This window comes from Microbacterium sp. NPDC012755 (assembly GCF_042901325.1).
GTDB classification, from domain to species: domain Bacteria; phylum Actinomycetota; class Actinomycetes; order Actinomycetales; family Microbacteriaceae; genus Microbacterium; species Microbacterium natoriense.
Genome location: NZ_JBIBCT010000001.1, coordinates 1559252 through 1575731 on the forward strand (window position 1 = coordinate 1559252; position 16480 = coordinate 1575731).

At 68.6% G+C, this 16480-nt stretch carries 16 protein-coding genes; 8 read left to right on the forward strand and 8 right to left on the reverse strand.

What is annotated here, in order from left to right:
* Positions 1-66 precede the first annotated feature (66 nt).
* The 5 genes from erm to ACFY5A_RS07305 form a co-directional block, all read right to left on the reverse strand.
* Positions 67-834: a 23S ribosomal RNA methyltransferase Erm gene (gene erm / locus ACFY5A_RS07285; protein WP_387232743.1), complete on the reverse strand. Its 768-nt coding sequence runs from the start codon at positions 832-834 to the stop codon at positions 67-69.
* 448 nt (positions 835-1282) lie between these two features.
* Positions 1283-2203 carry a carbohydrate ABC transporter permease gene (locus tag ACFY5A_RS07290; protein ID WP_344013289.1) on the reverse strand — a complete coding sequence of 307 codons (921 nt, stop codon included), beginning with the start codon at positions 2201-2203 and terminating at the stop codon, positions 1283-1285.
* Positions 2203-3174, reverse strand: a complete 972-nt coding sequence (locus ACFY5A_RS07295; protein ID WP_341940502.1) for a sugar ABC transporter permease — start codon at positions 3172-3174, stop codon at positions 2203-2205. The genes ACFY5A_RS07290 and ACFY5A_RS07295 overlap by 1 nt, the downstream gene beginning before the upstream one ends.
* 90 nt (positions 3175-3264) lie before the next feature.
* Positions 3265-4575 carry an ABC transporter substrate-binding protein gene (locus ACFY5A_RS07300; protein WP_387232746.1) on the reverse strand — a complete coding sequence of 437 codons (1311 nt, stop codon included), beginning with the start codon at positions 4573-4575 and terminating at the stop codon, positions 3265-3267.
* Between the two features lie 550 nt (positions 4576-5125).
* Positions 5126-5317: a DUF3073 domain-containing protein gene (locus ACFY5A_RS07305; protein WP_045256918.1), complete on the reverse strand. Its 192-nt coding sequence runs from the start codon at positions 5315-5317 to the stop codon at positions 5126-5128.
* A gap of 149 nt (positions 5318-5466) precedes the next feature.
* Here ACFY5A_RS07305 and ACFY5A_RS07310 point away from each other — a divergent pair, with 149 nt between their 5' ends.
* Positions 5467-6009, forward strand: coding sequence for a universal stress protein (locus ACFY5A_RS07310; RefSeq protein WP_341940500.1), 543 nt, complete (start codon positions 5467-5469; stop codon positions 6007-6009).
* A gap of 113 nt (positions 6010-6122) precedes the next feature.
* Here ACFY5A_RS07310 and ACFY5A_RS07315 read toward each other — a convergent pair whose 3' ends face one another.
* The 3 genes from ACFY5A_RS07315 to ACFY5A_RS07325 all read right to left on the reverse strand — a co-directional run bounded on the left by ACFY5A_RS07315 (position 6123) and on the right by ACFY5A_RS07325 (position 10215).
* Positions 6123-6749 carry a PadR family transcriptional regulator gene (locus ACFY5A_RS07315; RefSeq protein ID WP_341940499.1) on the reverse strand — a complete coding sequence of 209 codons (627 nt, stop codon included), beginning with the start codon at positions 6747-6749 and terminating at the stop codon, positions 6123-6125.
* Positions 6746-7585, reverse strand: coding sequence for a DUF4097 family beta strand repeat-containing protein (locus ACFY5A_RS07320; RefSeq protein ID WP_105676711.1), 840 nt, complete (start codon positions 7583-7585; stop codon positions 6746-6748). Before ACFY5A_RS07320 ends, ACFY5A_RS07315 begins: the two co-directional genes overlap by 4 nt.
* A gap of 131 nt (positions 7586-7716) precedes the next feature.
* Positions 7717-10215 (reverse strand): glycogen/starch/alpha-glucan phosphorylase, encoded by a 2499-nt coding sequence (locus ACFY5A_RS07325; RefSeq protein ID WP_387232749.1) that lies wholly within the window; start codon positions 10213-10215, stop codon positions 7717-7719.
* Positions 10216-10338: 123 nt separating this feature from the next.
* On the opposite strand from ACFY5A_RS07325, the gene ACFY5A_RS07330 reads away from it, so the two are divergent.
* From ACFY5A_RS07330 to ACFY5A_RS07360, 7 genes are all read left to right on the forward strand, one after another.
* The gene (locus ACFY5A_RS07330) at positions 10339-11118 is read left to right on the forward strand and encodes a MerR family transcriptional regulator (RefSeq protein WP_105676714.1); all 780 of its coding nucleotides are present in this window, start codon (positions 10339-10341) and stop codon (positions 11116-11118) included.
* Positions 11119-11326: 208 nt separating this feature from the next.
* Positions 11327-11695 (forward strand): CrcB family protein, encoded by a 369-nt coding sequence (locus tag ACFY5A_RS07335; RefSeq protein ID WP_387232753.1) that lies wholly within the window; start codon positions 11327-11329, stop codon positions 11693-11695.
* Positions 11692-12051 carry a CrcB family protein gene (locus tag ACFY5A_RS07340; RefSeq protein ID WP_341940495.1) on the forward strand — a complete coding sequence of 120 codons (360 nt, stop codon included), beginning with the start codon at positions 11692-11694 and terminating at the stop codon, positions 12049-12051. Before ACFY5A_RS07335 ends, ACFY5A_RS07340 begins: the two co-directional genes overlap by 4 nt.
* A gap of 226 nt (positions 12052-12277) precedes the next feature.
* Positions 12278-13552 (forward strand): sugar ABC transporter substrate-binding protein, encoded by a 1275-nt coding sequence (locus ACFY5A_RS07345; protein WP_341940494.1) that lies wholly within the window; start codon positions 12278-12280, stop codon positions 13550-13552.
* A 6-nt stretch (positions 13553-13558) separates the two neighbouring features.
* Complete coding sequence (locus ACFY5A_RS07350) at positions 13559-14518, forward strand: sugar ABC transporter permease (protein ID WP_341940493.1); 960 nt, start codon at positions 13559-13561, stop codon at positions 14516-14518.
* On the forward strand, positions 14511-15404 hold the full coding sequence (locus ACFY5A_RS07355; protein ID WP_219844632.1) for a carbohydrate ABC transporter permease: 894 nt from the start codon (positions 14511-14513) through the stop codon (positions 15402-15404). The genes ACFY5A_RS07350 and ACFY5A_RS07355 overlap by 8 nt, the downstream gene beginning before the upstream one ends.
* Before the next feature lie 3 nt (positions 15405-15407).
* Positions 15408-16454: a LacI family DNA-binding transcriptional regulator gene (locus tag ACFY5A_RS07360; RefSeq protein ID WP_341940492.1), complete on the forward strand. Its 1047-nt coding sequence runs from the start codon at positions 15408-15410 to the stop codon at positions 16452-16454.
* Positions 16455-16480: the final 26 nt, after the last annotated feature.

A 16480-nucleotide genomic window follows, 5' to 3' on the forward strand; every position in this document is an offset into this window, starting at 1 on the left:
TTTGATCCACCGTGCCGCACCGCACCGCACCGCACCGTGCCGCGCCGCGCCGCGCCGGAGAGGCGGTCATCGTGCGCCGCGCACCGCCGCCCACAGCGAGGCCCAGTGGGCCGCGGCCAGGTCGCGGGGCAGTGCGCGCGGCGGCGCCCCCGCCGCGGCGAGGGCGTGCCGAACGGTCGCGGCACTCACCGGCGCGATCCGCCTGACGATGCTCTCGACGCCGGCGCCGCGCCCGGTGAACACGTCACGGACGAACCTCTCGTACGCACGTCTCTCGGCGTGCGGCACGAGGGGCGAGCCGCGACGGGTGATCGTGAGGATGCCGCCGTCGACGCCGGGGCGCGGCGCGAATCCCCAGCTGGGCACCCGCCCCCGCAGAGAGAACTCGAACCACGGCGCGCTCTGCGCCGTCATCATCGTCCCGCCTCCTACGCCGGCGCGCTTGCGGGCGACCTCCCACTGGGTGACGAGCACGGCGTGATCCCACCGGCGCTCCGAGAGCAGGCGCCGCAGGATCGGCGTCGTGAGGTGGAATGGCACGTTGCCGACGACGACGGGCGCGTCGAGCGGATGCCGCAGCGCATCGGCGTGCATGACGCGCACGTGCGGGAGGGCACGGGCGAGGCGCCGCACCCGGTGCTCGTCGAGGTCGATCGCCGTGAGCAGCCGGCGGGTCGACGCGAGGTGACGCGTGAGGGCGCCGTCACCAGCACCGAGCTCGAGGATGGGCCCGGTGGTCGCGTCGACGAGGGCGATGACGGTGTCGATGGACGGTCGGTGGACGAGGAAGTTCTGGCCGAGTTCATGGCGGCCGCCGTGAAGGGAACGAGGCATGGGAGCGCTCCAAGGGAAGGTTCTGGAGCACCGCGGAGAGGCCGGGTCGCGGGTATGCGGAAGCGCCCGTCCGAGGTGCGTGGTGACGTCTCGGAGGGACGGCGCGCTCAATCGAGCGGATGCGAGCGCGCCGTCAGGCGCGGCGGTCGCGGAAGGTGAAGAAGCGCCCCGTCACGGGCGCAGAGCATATTGTTCCCACAGCCCGACTCTAACAGGAGGCCGGATGCCGCGGCATCCGCCCTGTCGGGAGGGGAGCTCCTGCTCGGAATGAGAGGTCACCCTCGGGAGGAGAACTCCTGCTCGGAAGGAGAACTCCTGCTCGGGAGGAGTTCTCGCGTTCGGGAGGAGGATCCCGCGCGGAGGCTCCTCCCGAACGCGCGTTCTCCTCCCGAACCGGCGTGGCGGGGATGAGGGGAGGGTCTCCCCGCCACGCACGTGGGGAGGGGGCTCAGCCCTTCACGGCGCCGGCCGCGAGACCGGAGCGCCAGTACCGCTGCAGGGTGAAGAACAGGATGATCAGCGGGATGACGCCGAGCAGGGCGCCGAGCATGACCGCGCCCTTGTCGGGGGAGAAGTAGCTCATCATGCCGTAGAGGCCGAGGGTGACGGGCTTCAGGTCGGCGCTGGAGATCATCATGAGCGGCAGCAGGAAGTTGTTCCACGTGGCCACGAAGATGAACAGGAAGATCGTCACCATCGCGGGCCCGAGCAGGCGCAGGACGATCGTGAAGAAGATGCGCGCCTCTCCTGCGCCGTCGATGCGCGCGGCCTCGAGCAGCTCGGTCGGCACCGACGACTGCGCGTAGACCATGCCGAGGAACACGCCGAACGGCGAGACCGCCGAGGGGATGATGATCGCCCAGGCCGTGTTCGTGAGCCCCAGCGAGTGGAACTCGATGTACAGCGGCACGGTCAGCAGGGCGACAGGCAGCAGCAGCCCCGCCATGATGACGCCGACCGCGATCCTCTTGCCGGGGAACGCGAACTTCGCGATCGCGTAGCCCGCCATCACCGCGAACAGGGTGCCGATGACGCCGGCGCTCACCGAGTAGAACAGCGAGTTGCCCACCCAGCGCCAGAACAGCCCCTGGGTCCAGCCCATGAGGCTGTCGTAGTTCGTGCCGAGGTTCCAGTCGGCGAACCAGAAGCCGAAGGTCGACGTGAGGTCGGTGTTGTTCTTGGTCGAGGCGACGATGAGCCAGTACACCGGCACCAGGAAGTACAGCGTCGCGATGACCAGCGCGATGATGCCGAAGGTCCGCGCGAGGGGGCCGGGCGCGATCGACGGGGGTGGAGCATCCGCAGCCTGCGGCTTGCGCGCTCGGCGAGCGGATGCCGGGGCGACCGTGAGGAGTCGTGTGGTGGTCATCAGGCGTCACCCTTCCGGCGCTGCAGCAGTGCGTAGACGACCGCGAGCACGCCCGCGATCAGGGCCATGAGCAGGGAGTAGGCGGATGCCGGACCGCTGCCCGACGGCGAGATCTCGCCCATCATCGAGTTGTAGGTGAGCATCATCGGCGTGAAGTCCTTGCCCATCCACGAGTTCGCGGCCTCCATGATGACGGGCTCGTTGAACAGCTGGATCGTGCCGATGATCGACAGCAGCACGGCGAGCAGCGCGGCGCCGCGGACGAGGGGGACCTTGATGCGCATCGCGACCTGGAACCCGGATGCGCCGTCGAGACGGGCCGCCTCGTACAGGTCGCGCGGCACGGCCTGCAGCGCCGACAGGAAGATCAGCATGTTGTAGCCCATGTAGGTCCAGGTCGTCATGTTCGCCATCGAGAACAGGATCGTCTGGGGCGACATCAGGTCGGTGCCCTCGGGGAGGTAGGGCAGGAACGGCGAGACCTGGGGCGTGTAGAGGTACAGCCACATCATCGCGGCGATGATGCCAGGCACCGCGTAGGGGAGGAAGAAGGAGAGACGGAACAGTGCGGGGCGCCGCACGATGAAGGAGTCCAGCAGCAGCGCGAGAGCGAGGGCGCCGATGATCATGACGGGGATCTGGATCACCGCGAACAGCACGACCCTGCCCATGCCGGCCCAGAACGCACTGTTCGTCGCGGCCATGACCAGGTTGTCGAGTCCCACGAAGGTGTCGACGAGCTCGCCGCCGCCGTAGAGTCCGTCGCCCGCGGGGACCTGGGCGAAGAAGGCCGAGCGCACCGACACGATGATCGGGACCAGGAACACGACGACGAACAGGATCGCGAACGGCAGCATGAACAGCCAGCCGGTGAGTCCTTCGCGTCGGATGCCGGAGCGCCGCCGTCGTGCGGGTGCGGATGCCGGGGTCGGGGTCTTCGGGATGACCCTGCTGTCGGTCACGGTGACCATGCTTTCGCCTCTCGCTTCATGACGACGGCGGAGTGCACCGTGGTGGTGTGCACTCCGCCGTCGATCATCAGATGATGCCTTGTCCGAGGGTCATTCCGCGACCGGGAGGCCGAGGTCCTTCAGCGAGGCGACGGCCGTCTCCTGGGCGGTGGTGAAGATGTCGGCCACCTTCGCGGTGCCGGCGACGGCCGCGGCCGCGGTCTCGTTCATCGTCGACAGGGTCGAGAAGCCCGGAGCGTAGGGGAAGTCCGGGTTGAGGTTCTCGGTCGCGGTCGCGAGCTCGGCGAGGACGTCCTGTCCGCCGAACTGGCGCAGCATCTTCTCGGGGGTCTTCACGCTGCCCTTGGCGGCGACGACGAGCCCCTGCGAGGCCAGGTCGTCGACCTGGGTGTTGAGCCAGGCGTTGAACTCCATGGCCTCCTTGGGGTTCTTGCAGCCCTTCATGACCGAGACGCCGGAGCCGCCGTCGGGGCCGCTCAGCGCGCCTGCGCCGAAGTCGGGGAGCTGCGCGACGCGCCACTGCCCCTCGGCCGGGGTGCCGTCGAGCGAGTCGAGCAGGAAGCCGGCCTCCCAGGCCGCGCCGACGTGGCCGATCAGGCTGCCGTCGTTGAGGGCGGCGGTGAAGCCCTCGCCCCAGCGCTCGGTCGCGAGGGTCTGCTTGTTGTCGAGCAGGCCCTGCCAGAACGCGGCGACGCGCTGCGAGCCTTCGCCCTCGGCATCCACCTTCCACTTGTCGCCCGAGGTGGAGAACCAGGTGTCGCCTGCGGCGGCGGACTGGCCGGCGAGCCAGTTCAGCGCCTCGTCGGGGGTGAACGCGGTGACGTACTTGCCTGCGGCGGCGGCGGTGGCCGAGTCGGCGGTCAGGTCGTCCAGGGTCTTCGGGGCCTCCAGGCCGAGGGCCGCGAACGCGGTCTCGTTGTAGAAGTACACGAGGGGTCCGGTGTCCTGCGGGAGTCCGACGATCGCGTCGCCGACCTTCATGCCGCTGAACGCGCCGGCGGAGAACTTGTCCTCGTACTTCTTGGCTTCGGATGCGACGTCCTGCAGCAGGCCCTTGACGTACAGCTGGGGGACCTCGGAGTAGCCGGTCTGCGCGAGGCACGGGCCGTTGCCGGCCTTGATGTCGGTCTCGAGCTTGAGGATCATGTCGCTGGACTTGCCGTCGAACTTCGTGGCCTTGACCTGGATGTCGGGGTGGTCGTCGTTCCAGCGCTTCACGATGTCGGAGACCTTGGTCATGCCGTCGCCGTCGGGAAGGCGGTGCACGTACTCGATCGTGATCGGCTCGCCGGATGCGTCGCCGCCGGTGTCACCGGACGAGCACGCCGCGAGGCCGAAGGCCGAGACCGCACCGACCGCGACGATCGCCGCGGTGCGAGTGAAGCGGGGGGTGAGTGCCATGCTGTTCTCCTCTTTGAGGTCAGGTTCATGCGGATCGCCCCAGGGCGGGGGCCAGGCGCCGCGGGCGGCGTCGATCACATTGCACATCAAATCAGAAAATGTTTGCGTTCACAAGCTGTGAAATGCAATCGAAACATGCGGTCTCCCCGACACGGAAGGGAGCGCTGACATAGCGCCGGATGCCGTGCCTTCGGCAGGTCTCGTCGGTCGCGCTGCGGAGGTCTGCACGCGCGGCCGGTTTCGCGGGTTGCGCTGCGGGAGTCCGCACGCGCGGTCGGTTTGCGAGTTGCGCTGCGGAAGTCTGTAGGCGCGGCAGAAGTGTCGACAGCGTGTGCAGCGATGAGCAGCGCGAACGGGCCGGGCGGCAGAGCGGCGTGAACGGGCCGGGCGATGGGCAGCGCGAACGGGCCGGGCGGCGGGGCAGTGCGAACGGGCCGGGCGACGAGGGGGTTCGAACGGCGCCGGAAGGCGAGGGGATGCCGCAGATCACGGCATCCGGGCACGACGAAACCCCCGCGCAACGCACGGGGGAGACGACGAGCTGAGGCGGTCAGGCCTTCTCTAGCTCGTCCTCGTCTTCGTCGGCATACTCATCTGCCCACTTGTCGACGTACTCGGGTTCCGAGTCGTCGCTCGGGTGCCCGAGCTCGCGTTCCAGTGCCGAGTAATTCACTGACGGACTGAACGACTTGAGTTCGCGGGCGATTTTGGTGTGCTTCGCCTTTTGACGGCCACGGCCCATGCGCGAGACCCCCTCACGAGTTAGCTGCGGGCTACACGGGGCCCGACGCGTTTCAGGACACCGGCCTGAAGCCGGTAAGAGTAGCATTCAGAATAGCACGCGGGTAAGACCCTCTGGCCGAGGCCAGCCTGGTGAAGGGAGCGATCCTCATGACCGACAACACCTCTGCTCCACGAGAGGAAGCCGTGCAGAACGCGGCCCTGCAGAAGGCGGTGATCGTCGGGCTGCAGCCCGGACAGTCACAGCACGTCCTCGATGAGGCCGTCAAGTACGCGCGTCTGCTCGGCGCTCCGCTCGTGGTCGTGCACGTCGACGTGACCCGTTTCGTCACGTACGAGGACCCGGACGGCTATGTGCATTCGGCGCCGATCGACATCAACTTCGAAGCGGGAGCCGCCGAGTTCGAGGCCGTGCAGGCGACCGCCTCCGCCGCACTCGACGGCACGGGACTGACCTGGACCGCACGGCAGCTCGTCGGCGACCCGGCGCTCGCGATCAAGCAGCTCGCGAACAAGCTCGATGCCCAGCTCATCGTCGTCGGAACCCGCAAGCGCGGGATCGGCGAGTCGATCAGGGAGTTCTTCACCGGTTCCGTCGCCGCGCGGCTCGCGCACCGGCAGCACCGCTCGGTGCTCGTCGTCCCGCTGGAGGAGCCGGTGCCCGACGACCAGAAGGAGATCTGGGTCGAGTAGCCCGCCTCGGCTTCGGCCGTTGAGCGACCGAGACGAAACGCGGATCCAGTCGTACGACTGAATCCGCGTCTCGTGCCGTTGCGCTCGCTCGACGACCGGTGTGGGGCTGACGCTCAGCGCCCCAGGCCGGCGAGGGCGGCGGTCACGCCCTTCGCGGCGGCATCCAGGCCGTCTTCGAGATCGGAGACGACGGACGCCGGAAGGGTCCCGCCCTTCGCGATGTGCGTGCGGAGGTCGGTGCGCACCCGTGCGCGGAACGCGTTGATGACGGCATCCGCCCTGTGCATCTCCTCGCGGCTGAGGATGCGCTCGTCGTCGACAGGCGTGCGGGGGCGCGACTTGGACGCCTGGCGGTCGTCGTGCTCGGCGCTGGCGAGGTCGGCCCTGAGGCTCTTCATCGCCTCCTTCACGCTCTGCCGCACCTCGTTCGCGATCAGCCGCACGGAGTCGGTGAGACCCGCCTCGATGCCGGCGAGGTCGCCCTCGCGCGATGCGAGCTCGGCGCGTCCGGCATCCGTGATCGCGTAGATCGTGGTGCGGCCGTCGACGGTCTTGGTGACCAGGCCCTCCTCCTCGAGCTTCGCGAGTCGCGGGTAGATGGTGCCGGCGCTCGGGGTGTACGTGCCCCCGGTGCGATCCGTCAGCGCCTGGATGACCCCGTAGCCGTGCTGCGGGGACTCCGCGAGGAGCGACAGCAGGTACAGGCGCAGGTCGCCGTGGGAGAAGACCGCGGGGCTCACGAGTCCCACTCCTCGTCGTTCGCGATCGACGCGGTCGCGCGACGCAGCACGGTGACGCCGCCCGACACCGAGTTGGCGCGGAGGTCGACGAAGCGGCCGGCGAGCTCGCCCGTGGAGCCGGTGTAGTTGCTGGGGCCGGAGGATCCGCGCTCGACGCCGTCGATCAGGATCCGACCGCTCATCGAGCGGACCACGTAGTTCGCGGCGAGCGACTCGTCGAGGCGCACGGTGGTGCCGCCCGACACGGTGTTCACGTTGATCGAGTTCACGTCTCCCGCGGCGTCGATCAGGGTCGCGCCGGAGACGCTGTCGACGGTCGCCTTGCGGATCGTGCCCGTGGCGGCGACGTCGCCCGAGACGCTGTTGGCGTTGATCGAGCCGGTCAGGCCGCGCACCTGCACGTCTCCGGAGACCGAGTTCACGGTGAGGTCGCCGATCAGGGTGTCGACGATGATGTCGCCGGACACGGTGTTGAGGCGGGCGTCGTTGCGGATGCCGGAGACGAGCGCGCCCGCGCTGACGACGCCGAGGTTGAGGGCGATCGCACGGGGGACCGCCACGCTGACCTCGGCCTTGGGGCCGCCGGAGCCGAAGTTGCGGAACACCTCGAGGAAGTTGTCCCAGCCGAGCTGCGGGTGGTCGATCTCGACCTCGCCGTCGGAGGACTCGATGCGCAGGTCCTTGATGGTGACGCCGTGCACCTCGATGCGGATGCCGGGTTCGTCGTGGGCGATCACGTCGACCTGCCCGCCGACGAGCCCGATCTTCAGTCGGCTGATGTTCTCGATGTCGATGACGCGTTCCTCGCCAGGGGCGATGAGCCACTTCTCGGTCATGTGCTTCTCCTTGTTCGGAATCGCGTTATATCGCGTCTAAGAAGAGTAACACGATATAACGCGAGTCTGTCAAGTGGGACGTTTCGTCTCGGTCGCTGCGCTGCCTCGCTCAACGACCGAGAAGACGGCGGTCAGATCACGGGAGGCGTATGCCAGATGCGGTCGATGTAGTCGCGGATCGAGCGGTCAGACGAGAAGAACCCGGTGCGGGCGACGTTGAGCACGGCGGAGCGGTTCCATCCGTCGGCGTCGCGGTACGCGGCATCCACCCGCTCCTGCGCCGTCATGTAGGAGGCGTAGTCGGCCAGCACCATGAAGCGGTCCTCGTAGAGGAGGTTGGAGACGACGGGCTCGAACACCGAGCGGTCTCCGCGCGAGAACGCTCCGGAGGCGATCAGGTCGATCGCCCTGCGCAGCCCCTCGTCGGCCTGATAGAACTCGCTCGGCCGGTAGCCGCGGTCGGACAGCGCCGACACCTCGGGCTCGCTCATGCCGAACAGGAAGAAGTCGTCATCGCCCACCAGCTCTCGGATCTCGACGTTCGCACCGTCGTCGGTGCCGATCGTGAGCGCGCCGTTGAGCGCGAACTTCATGTTGCCGGTGCCGGAGGCCTCCTTGCCGGCGAGGGAGATCTGCTCCGACAGGTCGGCTGCGGGGATCACCCGCTCGGCGAGGGTGACGTTGTAGTTCGGCGGGAAGATCACCTTCAGGCGGCCGTCGAGGCGCGGGTCGGCGTTCACGACGGAGCCCACGGCGTTGATCAGATGGATGATGCGCTTCGCCATCGCGTACCCCGGCGCCGCCTTCGCCCCGAAGATCACGGTGCGCGGCTGCAGGTCGGATGCCGAGAGCCGCCCCGAGACCACCCCTTCGTACTGCGACACGATGTGCAGCACCTTGAGCATCTGCCGCTTGTACTCGTGCAGGCGCTTCACCATCACGTCGAGCATGTGCCCGTCGCTCACGTCGACGCCGTCGCGCTCACGCAGCACCTCGCCCAGGCGCCTCTTGTTCGCCGCCTTGACCTCGGCGAACCGTGCGAGGAACGACGCGTCGTCGGCGAAGGGCTCCAGCTCCCGCAGGCGCTCCAGATCGGTCACCCAGCCTTCGCCGATCGTCTCGGTGATGAGCGAGGAGAGCGAGGGGTTCGCGAGCCGGAGGAACCGCCGCGGCGTGACGCCGTTGGTGACGTTCGTGAACTTCTCGGGGTAGAAGTCGCTGAAGTCGGAGAGGACCTTGTCGCGCAGCAGCTGCGAGTGCAGTTCGGCGACGCCGTTCACGCGTGCTCCGGCGACCGTGGCGAGGTACGCCATCCGCACCGACCTGACCGGGTGCTCGGCGATGATCGACATGTTGCGGATGCGGAGCTCGTCGTCGCCGTAGCGCTCGCGCACGGCATCCAGGAACTCCTCGTTGATGCGGTAGATGATCTCCAGGTGCCGCGGAAGGAGCCTGCCGAGCAGCTCGACCGGCCAGACCTCGAGCGCCTCCGGCAGCAGCGTGTGGCACGTGTACGCGAAGCACTGCCGCGTGATCGCCCACGCGGCATCCCACTCCAGCTTCTTCTCGTCGATCAGCACGCGCATGAACTCGGGCACCGCGATCACCGGGTGGGTGTCGTTGAGCTGGAAGATCACGCGCTCGGGCAGCCGGTTCAGGTCGTACCCCTCGGCGAGCATGTTGTCGAGGAAGTCGTGGATGGATGCCGCCACGAAGAAGTACTGCTGCTGCAGGCGCAGCTCCTTGCCCTGCGGGGTGGAGTCCTCGGGGTAGAGCACCTTCGAGATGTTCGCGGCGTAGGTCTGCGCGCGCACAGCCTCCTCGTAGTCTCCGGAGTTGAAGATGCGCAGGTCGAAGGCGTTCGTCGCGACGGCGCTCCACAGGCGGAGGGTGTTCACGCGGCCGTTCTCGAAGCCGGGGACCATGTAGTTGTACGGCACGGCCTGCACGTTCCATGCGGGGATCCAGCGGGAGCGGGTCACGCCGTCGTCGTCGTACTTCTCGGTGCGTCCGCCGAACGAGACGGTCTGCGCGTCCTCGGGGCGGGCGAACTCCCACGGCGAGCCCAGTGCGAGCCAGGCATCGGGCTGCTCCACCTGCTGACCTTCGACGAATGTCTGCCGGAAGATGCCGTACTCATAGCGGATGCCGTAGCCGATGTTGGGTACGCCGAGCGTCGCCAGCGAGTCGATGAAGCAGGCCGCGAGGCGGCCGAGCCCGCCGTTGCCGAGACCGGGCTCGACCTCGTGGCCGCGCAGCTCGTCGAGGCTGAGGCCGAGTCCCTCGAGGGCCTGCGCGGCGATGTCGGTGAGCCCGCCGGCGAGGAGGTTGTTGTCGAGCTGACGGCCGAGCAGGTACTCGGCCGAGAGGTAGCAGACGCCCTTGGCCTGGGTCTGCTTCTGACGGGTGAGATCGTCGAGCCATCGGGCCATCAGATAGTCGCGCACGGTGTGGGCGAGGGCGAGATAGCGGTCGTTCGCGCTCGACTCGGCGAGGGTCACGCCCCGGTCGAAGTTCAGGTTCAGCAGGAACTCGTGGGCGAAGGCGTCCGGAGTGTGCGCGGGGGCGAGGTCGAGCGGGTGCGTGGTGGTCACTCCTCGACCGTAGCGACCCCGTCGGGTCGAGGACATGTCGAAGACGTTACGTTTTTCGGTTGTCTGCGTGACATCCCGGCATCCCGGTTCTGACGTGCGGTTGACATTGACGTTGCGTCAACTTCTATCGTGGAGGCATCGACACGGAAGGAGGGCGAAATGACCGCTCGTGACTGGTCCATCCAGGAGATCGCGAGTCTCGCCGGCACCACCAGCAGGACGCTGCGTCACTACGACGACATCGGGCTGCTGCCGCCGTCGCGCATCGCGTCCAACGGGTACCGGCACTACGACGAGCAGGCGCTCGTGCGGCTGCAGCGCATCCTGCTGCTGCGCGAGCTCGGCCTCGGCCTGCCGCAGATCGCGCAGGTGCTCGCCCAGGAGCGGGCGGAGGCGTCCGCGCTCGAGACCCACCTCGCGCTGCTGCGCGAGGAGCAGGCAAGGCTGGCGCGGCAGATCGCGTCGGTCGAATCGACCATCGACGCACTGAGAGGAGGTGAAGAACTGATGGCAGAGAACATGTTCGACGGCTTCGACCACACGCAGTACAAGGACGAGGTCGAGGAGCGCTGGGGCAAGAAGGCCTACGCCGACAGCGACCGCTGGTGGCGGGGGATGACGGACGCCGAGCGCTCCGACTGGCAGCGTCGCGTGTCCGATCTCGGACGCGACTGGATCGCCGCCGCGGAGAGCGGCATCGACCCGGCATCCGCCGAGGCTCAAGACGTCGCGCGCCGCCACGTCGAGTGGCTGACCGGCATCCCCGGCACCCCCGCGGCTGTTCCCGGCGGTGACGTGAAGGCGTACGTGATCGGGCTCGGTGAGATGTACGTCGCCGACCCGCGCTTCGGCGCCAACTACGCCACCTCGGCCGGTGGCACCCAGGGCGCGGAGTTCGTCCGCGACGCGCTGCGCGTCTACGCGGAGGCGAACCTGTAGTCCGCGCTGCTCCGCCGGTCGTTGAGCGAGGAGCGCAGCGACGAGACGAAACATTTCATGGTGCGTACGACTCGGGCCCGCGCCCGGGTGCGTTTCGTCTCGCTGCGCTCGCTCGACGACCGGTGGGGTGTTCATCCTCCGGTCGTTGAGCGAGGAGCGCAGCGACGAGACGAAACGCGCCCTGGTCCGCGCGACTACAGTTGCACGGGTGAACCTCCGCCGTGTGTTCTTCGTCGCCCTCGGCGGCACCGTGGGCACGGCGGCACGGCTCGCGCTCGGACTCCTGCTGACGGATGCCGGCGTCCTCCCGGTGCTCCTCGCGAACGTCGTCGGGGCGTTCCTGATCGGCATCCTCACCGCGCGGCTGCCGCGCGCCACCGATCTGCGGCTGCTCCTCGGCACCGGCGTGCTCGGCGGCTTCACGACCTACAGTGCGTTCATGACGGGCACGGTCCAGCTCTGGACGGATGCTCCGCTCGCCGCCGTCGCGTACGCGGCCGGATCCCTCGTGCTCGGCGTCGCGGCGGTCGCCCTCGGGCTCAGGCTGGGCCGACCCCGGGCAGGAGTCGCCGCATGAACCCGCTGATGTTCGCCGCCGCGGCGCTCGCCGGAGGGGTCGGAGCGGTGCTGCGCTACCTCGTCGACCTCGGCGTCGCCCGGTTCGCCGGACGCCGGTTCCCGTGGGGCATCCTCGTCGTGAACCTCAGCGGCTCCTTCGCCCTCGGGCTCGTGACCTCGGCTCTTCCCGACCAGGCGTTCCTGCTCGGGGCGGGTCTGCTCGGCGGCTACACGACGTTCAGCACGGCGATGCTCGACACGGTCGCGCTGTGGCGCGACGGCGAGCGCCCGGCATCCGCTCTGAACGCGATCGGCATGCTGCTGCTCGGCCTCCTGGCCGCCGCTCTCGGCCTCGCCCTCGGCGCCGCCCTCTAGCGCCGCCGTCCCTCCTCTTCCTGCTCGATGCCCCGCCTGCCGGGTGAGGCGTCGGCGGCAGGAGGAGATGCCGCGGGCGGGGCCCCTGCAACTGATGGTTGCGCTCGTGACGCGTGACCGGGTACATTCTTGCTAATCGTTTAACTGCTAATCGATTAACAGACCTCTTCGCCCGGGTCCAGAAACCCGAACCCCCGCGCACCCACGCACCGTCAAAGGAGACACCATGGCTCGCCTTCCCCGCCGCACCGTCGGCGCCCTCGCCGCATCCGCGGTCGCCGTCCTCGCGCTCAGCGCGTGCTCGCCCTCGACCGGGGGCGACTCCGGATCCTCGGGCGGCGACATCACCCTCAGCTACGGCATCTGGGACGAGAACCAGAAGCCCGCGATGGAGGAGATCGCCACGGCGTTCACCAAGGAGCACCCGAACGTCACGATCGACATCCAGGTCACGCCGTACAAGGAGTACTTCACCAAGCTCCAGACCGCGGCGACCGGCGGATCCGCGGCCGACGTGTTCTGGATGAACGGCCCGAACTTCCAGCTGTACGCATCCAACGGGCAGCTCGCCCCCCTCGACGACTCGGGCATCGACGCCTCCGACTACCCGCAGGGCCTCATCGACCTCTACACCTACGACGGCAAGCTCTACGGCGCCCCGAAGGACTTCGACACCGTCGCCCTCTGGTACAACAAGGAGCTCTTCGACGCCGCCGGGGTCGCGTACCCGAGCGCGGGCTGGACCTGGGACGACTTCACGGCCGCCGCCGCGAAGCTCACCGACCCGTCCAAGGGCCAGTACGGCGTCGCCGCCAGCCAGTACGGCCAGGAGAACTACTACAACTCGATCGCCCAGGCGGGCGGGGAGGTCATCTCGGCCGACGGCACGAAGAGCGGCTACGGCTCGGCCGAGGCGCTCAAGGGCATCGAGCTCTGGACCAACCTCATCGAGGCCGGGTCGTCTCCCACGGCGCAGCAGATGACCGACACGAACCCCGAGGACTTCTTCCTCTCCGGCAAGGTCGCGATGTTCCAGAACGGCTCCTGGGCGGCGATCGCCTACGCCGACAACAAGGACATCGGCGCGAAGGTGAACGTCGCACCGCTCCCCGCGGGCCCCGAGGGCAACCAGAGCGTGATCCACGGCGTCGGCAACGTCGCCAACGCGAAGAGCGCGCACCTCGCAGAGGCCCAGGAGTTCGCCGCCTTCGCCTCCGGTGAGAAGGCCGCCAAGATCCAGGCCGAGACCGGCACCGTGATCCCCGCATTCAACGGCACCCAGCAGGCCTGGGTCGACGCCCTGCCGCAGTACGACCTGCAGGTCTACATCGACGCCCTCGACACCGCGGTGCCCTACCCGGTCTCGAAGAACACGTCGGCGTGGACGAGCATCGAGAGCGAGATCCTGTCGCAGGTCTGGTCGGGCGCCGTGACGCCCGCGGCCGGCCTCAAGGACCTCGCCGCGAAGATGCAGGCCGCGCTGGACGCAGAGCAGAAGTAGCCGCGCATGAGCGTCGTCGCGCCCCACGCGCGCACGTCGGAAGAGCGGATGCCGGCGGTCCCCAGCCCCGGCATCCGCCGCCGACGGCGCAACCCCGGGGCCTCCCCCTGGTGGGCGCTGGTCTTCATCGGACCGACCGCCCTCGGCATCGCGGTCTTCTACCTGTGGCCGACCGTGCGCACCCTCATCATCTCGTTCACGAAGTCGGGACCCTTCGGGGGCTCGGAGTGGGTGGGCATCGAGAACTACGCCCGTCTCTTCCAGGACCCCGAGCTCATCGGGGCCCTCCGCAACACCGCGATCTACACGGTCATCGCCCTCATCGGCATCCCCCTGGCCGTCGCGATCGCGGCCCTGCTGAACACCACCGGGCTCAAGGGGCGCAGCGCCTACCGGACGCTGTACTTCATCCCCGTCGTCACGATGCCCGCCGCGATCGCGCTGGTGTGGCGCATGATCTACAACGGCGACTACGGAGTGCTTAACGCGGCGCTCGGAGCGATCGGCATCGACGGCCGCAGCTGGCTCACCGACCCGAACACCGCTCTCGTCGCGATCGCCGTCGTCGGCATCTGGGCGGGCCTCGGCACGAACATCGTCATCTTCCTCGCCGGTCTCCAGGGCATCCCCGACACGATCATGGAGGCCGCCGACCTCGACGGGGCCGGCCCCGTGCGCAAGTTCTTCTCCATCACGATCCCGCTGCTGTCGCCGTCGATCTTCTTCGTCAGCGTGATCAGCGTGATCGGCGCGCTGCAGGTGTTCGACCTCATCTACATGATGCTCGGCCGCAGCAACCCGGCGATGCCGAACACCCGCACCGTGGTCTACCTGTTCTACGAAGCGGGCTTCCTCGACAACGACCGCGGGTACGCCGCGGCCATCGCCTTCCTGCTCCTCGTGATCATCCTGCTGCTCACGGTCGTCCAGTTCCGTCTGCAGAAGAGGTGGGTGCACTATGAGTGACGTCTCGCTCGACACCCGCGCCGTCATCGGCGCACCGGCCGGCCGTGCGAGCGGCCGCGTCGGGAAGCCGAAGAACCCCGGCCTCTGGGCCGTGCACATCGTGCTGCTCGTCGGCGCCGTGCTGATGGTGTTCCCGTTCATCTGGCAGCTGCTGACCTCGTTCAAGACGCTGTCCGACTCGGTGCAGGTTCCGCCGTCGTTCCTGCCGAGGGAGTGGGTCTTCACGAACTTCGCCGAGGTCTTCGACTCGATGCCGTTCGCGCAGATGTTCCTGAACTCGGTGCTCCTCACGGTCGGCCGCACGGTCGGACAGGTCGTGCTGTGCACCATGGCGGGGTACGCGTTCGCCCGCATCCCCTTCCCCGGTCGCAACGCGCTGTTCGTCGTGTTCCTGTCGGTGCTGATGGTCCCCTCGCAGCTCTACCTGCTGCCGCAGTACGAGATCGTCCAGTCGCTCGGCTGGCTCAACACCCTGCAGGCGCTGATCGTGCCCGGCATCTTCAGCGCCTTCGGCACCTTCCTGATGCGCCAGTTCTTCATGTCGATGCCCGCCGAACTCGAAGAGGCGGCGCGCATCGACGGGGCGAATCCGTGGCAGACCTTCTGGCGGATCATGGTTCCGCTCGCGAAGCCTGGCATCATCGCTCTCGTGGTGTTCACTGTGCTGTGGTCCTGGAACGATCTGCTCTGGCCGTTGATCGTGACGACCGACCCGGCCAAGATGCCGCTGTCGGTGGGGCTCTCGCAGCTCGTCGGCATCCACGGCACCGACTACCCGGTGCTGATGGCCGGCTCGCTGCTGGCGACCCTGCCCATGCTCGTGACCTTCATGATCCTGCAGCGGCAGTTCATCCAGGGCATCGCGTTCAGCGGATCGAAGGGCTGACACATGCCGCGCACGAAGAACGACTCCCGCCGCCCCACGCTGCGGATGGTGGCGGAGCGCGCTGGGGTCTCCACGGCCACGGTCTCGTACGTGCTGTCCGGACGTGCGGGCGCCTCGGGGGCAGGCGCCGCCGAGGCGACCGCCGCCAGGGTGCTCGCCGCCGCCGAAGAGCTCAACTACCGTCCCAACAGCGCCGCGCGGGCCATTCGCACCGGTCGCAGCGGCATGGTGCAGCTGTCTCTGCACATGCTGAGCGACCCGTGGTCGCTGGCGGTGGCGGATGCCGTGAACGTCGAGGCGAACAGGCACGGCCTCACGACGCTGATCCTCGCGGACGGCGACTGGCATGCGGCTCTCGACCGCGTCGAGAGCGACGTCGCCTACCTGGACGGCGTCGGCCTCGACGAGGCCGCGACGCAGAAGCTGCGCGATCTGGTGAGCCGCGGTCAGCGGCTGGTCGTCTTCTCGGAGCACCTCGAGCCGCAGGGGTTCGACGTCGTGCGCTCCGACGCGATACCCGGATGCGAGATCGCCATGGACCACCTCCTCGAGCGGCGCACGGCGATCGGGTGCCTCGCGGCGGAGGGCGCCGTGCGCCTCGCGTCGACGCAGGTCACGCGGTACACGCCGTACGTCGAGAAGATGGCTGCGGCGGGCATCGAAGTCGACCCGCGCTGGGTCGAGACCTACGCCGAGACGCAGGCCAGTGCCTTCGCGGCGGCCGTGCGGCTCCTCTCCGGCGAGAACCGGCCGGACGCGATCTACGCCACCACCGACTTCGCGGCGATCGCGGCGATCAACGCGGCCCACATGCTGGGCCTGCGCGTGCCCCACGACGTCGCGGTGATCGGCGTCGGCAACACCCCGGACGCGCGTCTGATCGCCCCCACGCTCACCACCGTCGGCCCGACCGACTTCTACGAGCGGCAGGCCCGCATCATCATCGACCGTGCTCTCGGCGTGGACGACCGGCCCGGCCGGCTCCACGAGTTCGAATGGTCGCTCTTCCCCGGCGGGTCGACCGACCTCGACGCCCCGGCAACCCGCTGACGGCGTCGCGCCTCAGCCCGCATCAC

Bases quoted from the DNA above. Each gene is read 5' to 3' on its own strand.
- ACFY5A_RS07310 (WP_341940500.1), top strand. From the start codon at position 5,467: ATGACCGACAACACCTCTGCTCCACGAGAGGAAGCCGTGCAGAACGCG.
- ACFY5A_RS07305 (WP_045256918.1), bottom strand. From the start codon at position 5,317: ATGGGCCGTGGCCGTCAAAAGGCGAAGCACACCAAAATCGCCCGCGAA.
- ACFY5A_RS07320 (WP_105676711.1), bottom strand. From the start codon at position 7,585: ATGACCGAGAAGTGGCTCATCGCCCCTGGCGAGGAACGCGTCATCGAC.
- ACFY5A_RS07345 (WP_341940494.1), top strand. From the start codon at position 12,278: ATGGCTCGCCTTCCCCGCCGCACCGTCGGCGCCCTCGCCGCATCCGCG.
- ACFY5A_RS07295 (WP_341940502.1), bottom strand. From the start codon at position 3,174: ATGGTCACCGTGACCGACAGCAGGGTCATCCCGAAGACCCCGACCCCG.
- ACFY5A_RS07355 (WP_219844632.1), top strand. From the start codon at position 14,511: ATGAGTGACGTCTCGCTCGACACCCGCGCCGTCATCGGCGCACCGGCC.
- ACFY5A_RS07330 (WP_105676714.1), top strand. From the start codon at position 10,339: ATGACCGCTCGTGACTGGTCCATCCAGGAGATCGCGAGTCTCGCCGGC.
- ACFY5A_RS07340 (WP_341940495.1), top strand. From the start codon at position 11,692: ATGAACCCGCTGATGTTCGCCGCCGCGGCGCTCGCCGGAGGGGTCGGA.
- ACFY5A_RS07300 (WP_387232746.1), bottom strand. From the start codon at position 4,575: ATGGCACTCACCCCCCGCTTCACTCGCACCGCGGCGATCGTCGCGGTC.
- erm (WP_387232743.1), bottom strand. From the start codon at position 834: ATGCCTCGTTCCCTTCACGGCGGCCGCCATGAACTCGGCCAGAACTTC.
- ACFY5A_RS07290 (WP_344013289.1), bottom strand. From the start codon at position 2,203: ATGACCACCACACGACTCCTCACGGTCGCCCCGGCATCCGCTCGCCGA.
- ACFY5A_RS07360 (WP_341940492.1), top strand. From the start codon at position 15,408: ATGCCGCGCACGAAGAACGACTCCCGCCGCCCCACGCTGCGGATGGTG.
- ACFY5A_RS07350 (WP_341940493.1), top strand. From the start codon at position 13,559: ATGAGCGTCGTCGCGCCCCACGCGCGCACGTCGGAAGAGCGGATGCCG.
- ACFY5A_RS07325 (WP_387232749.1), bottom strand. From the start codon at position 10,215: ATGTCCTCGACCCGACGGGGTCGCTACGGTCGAGGAGTGACCACCACG.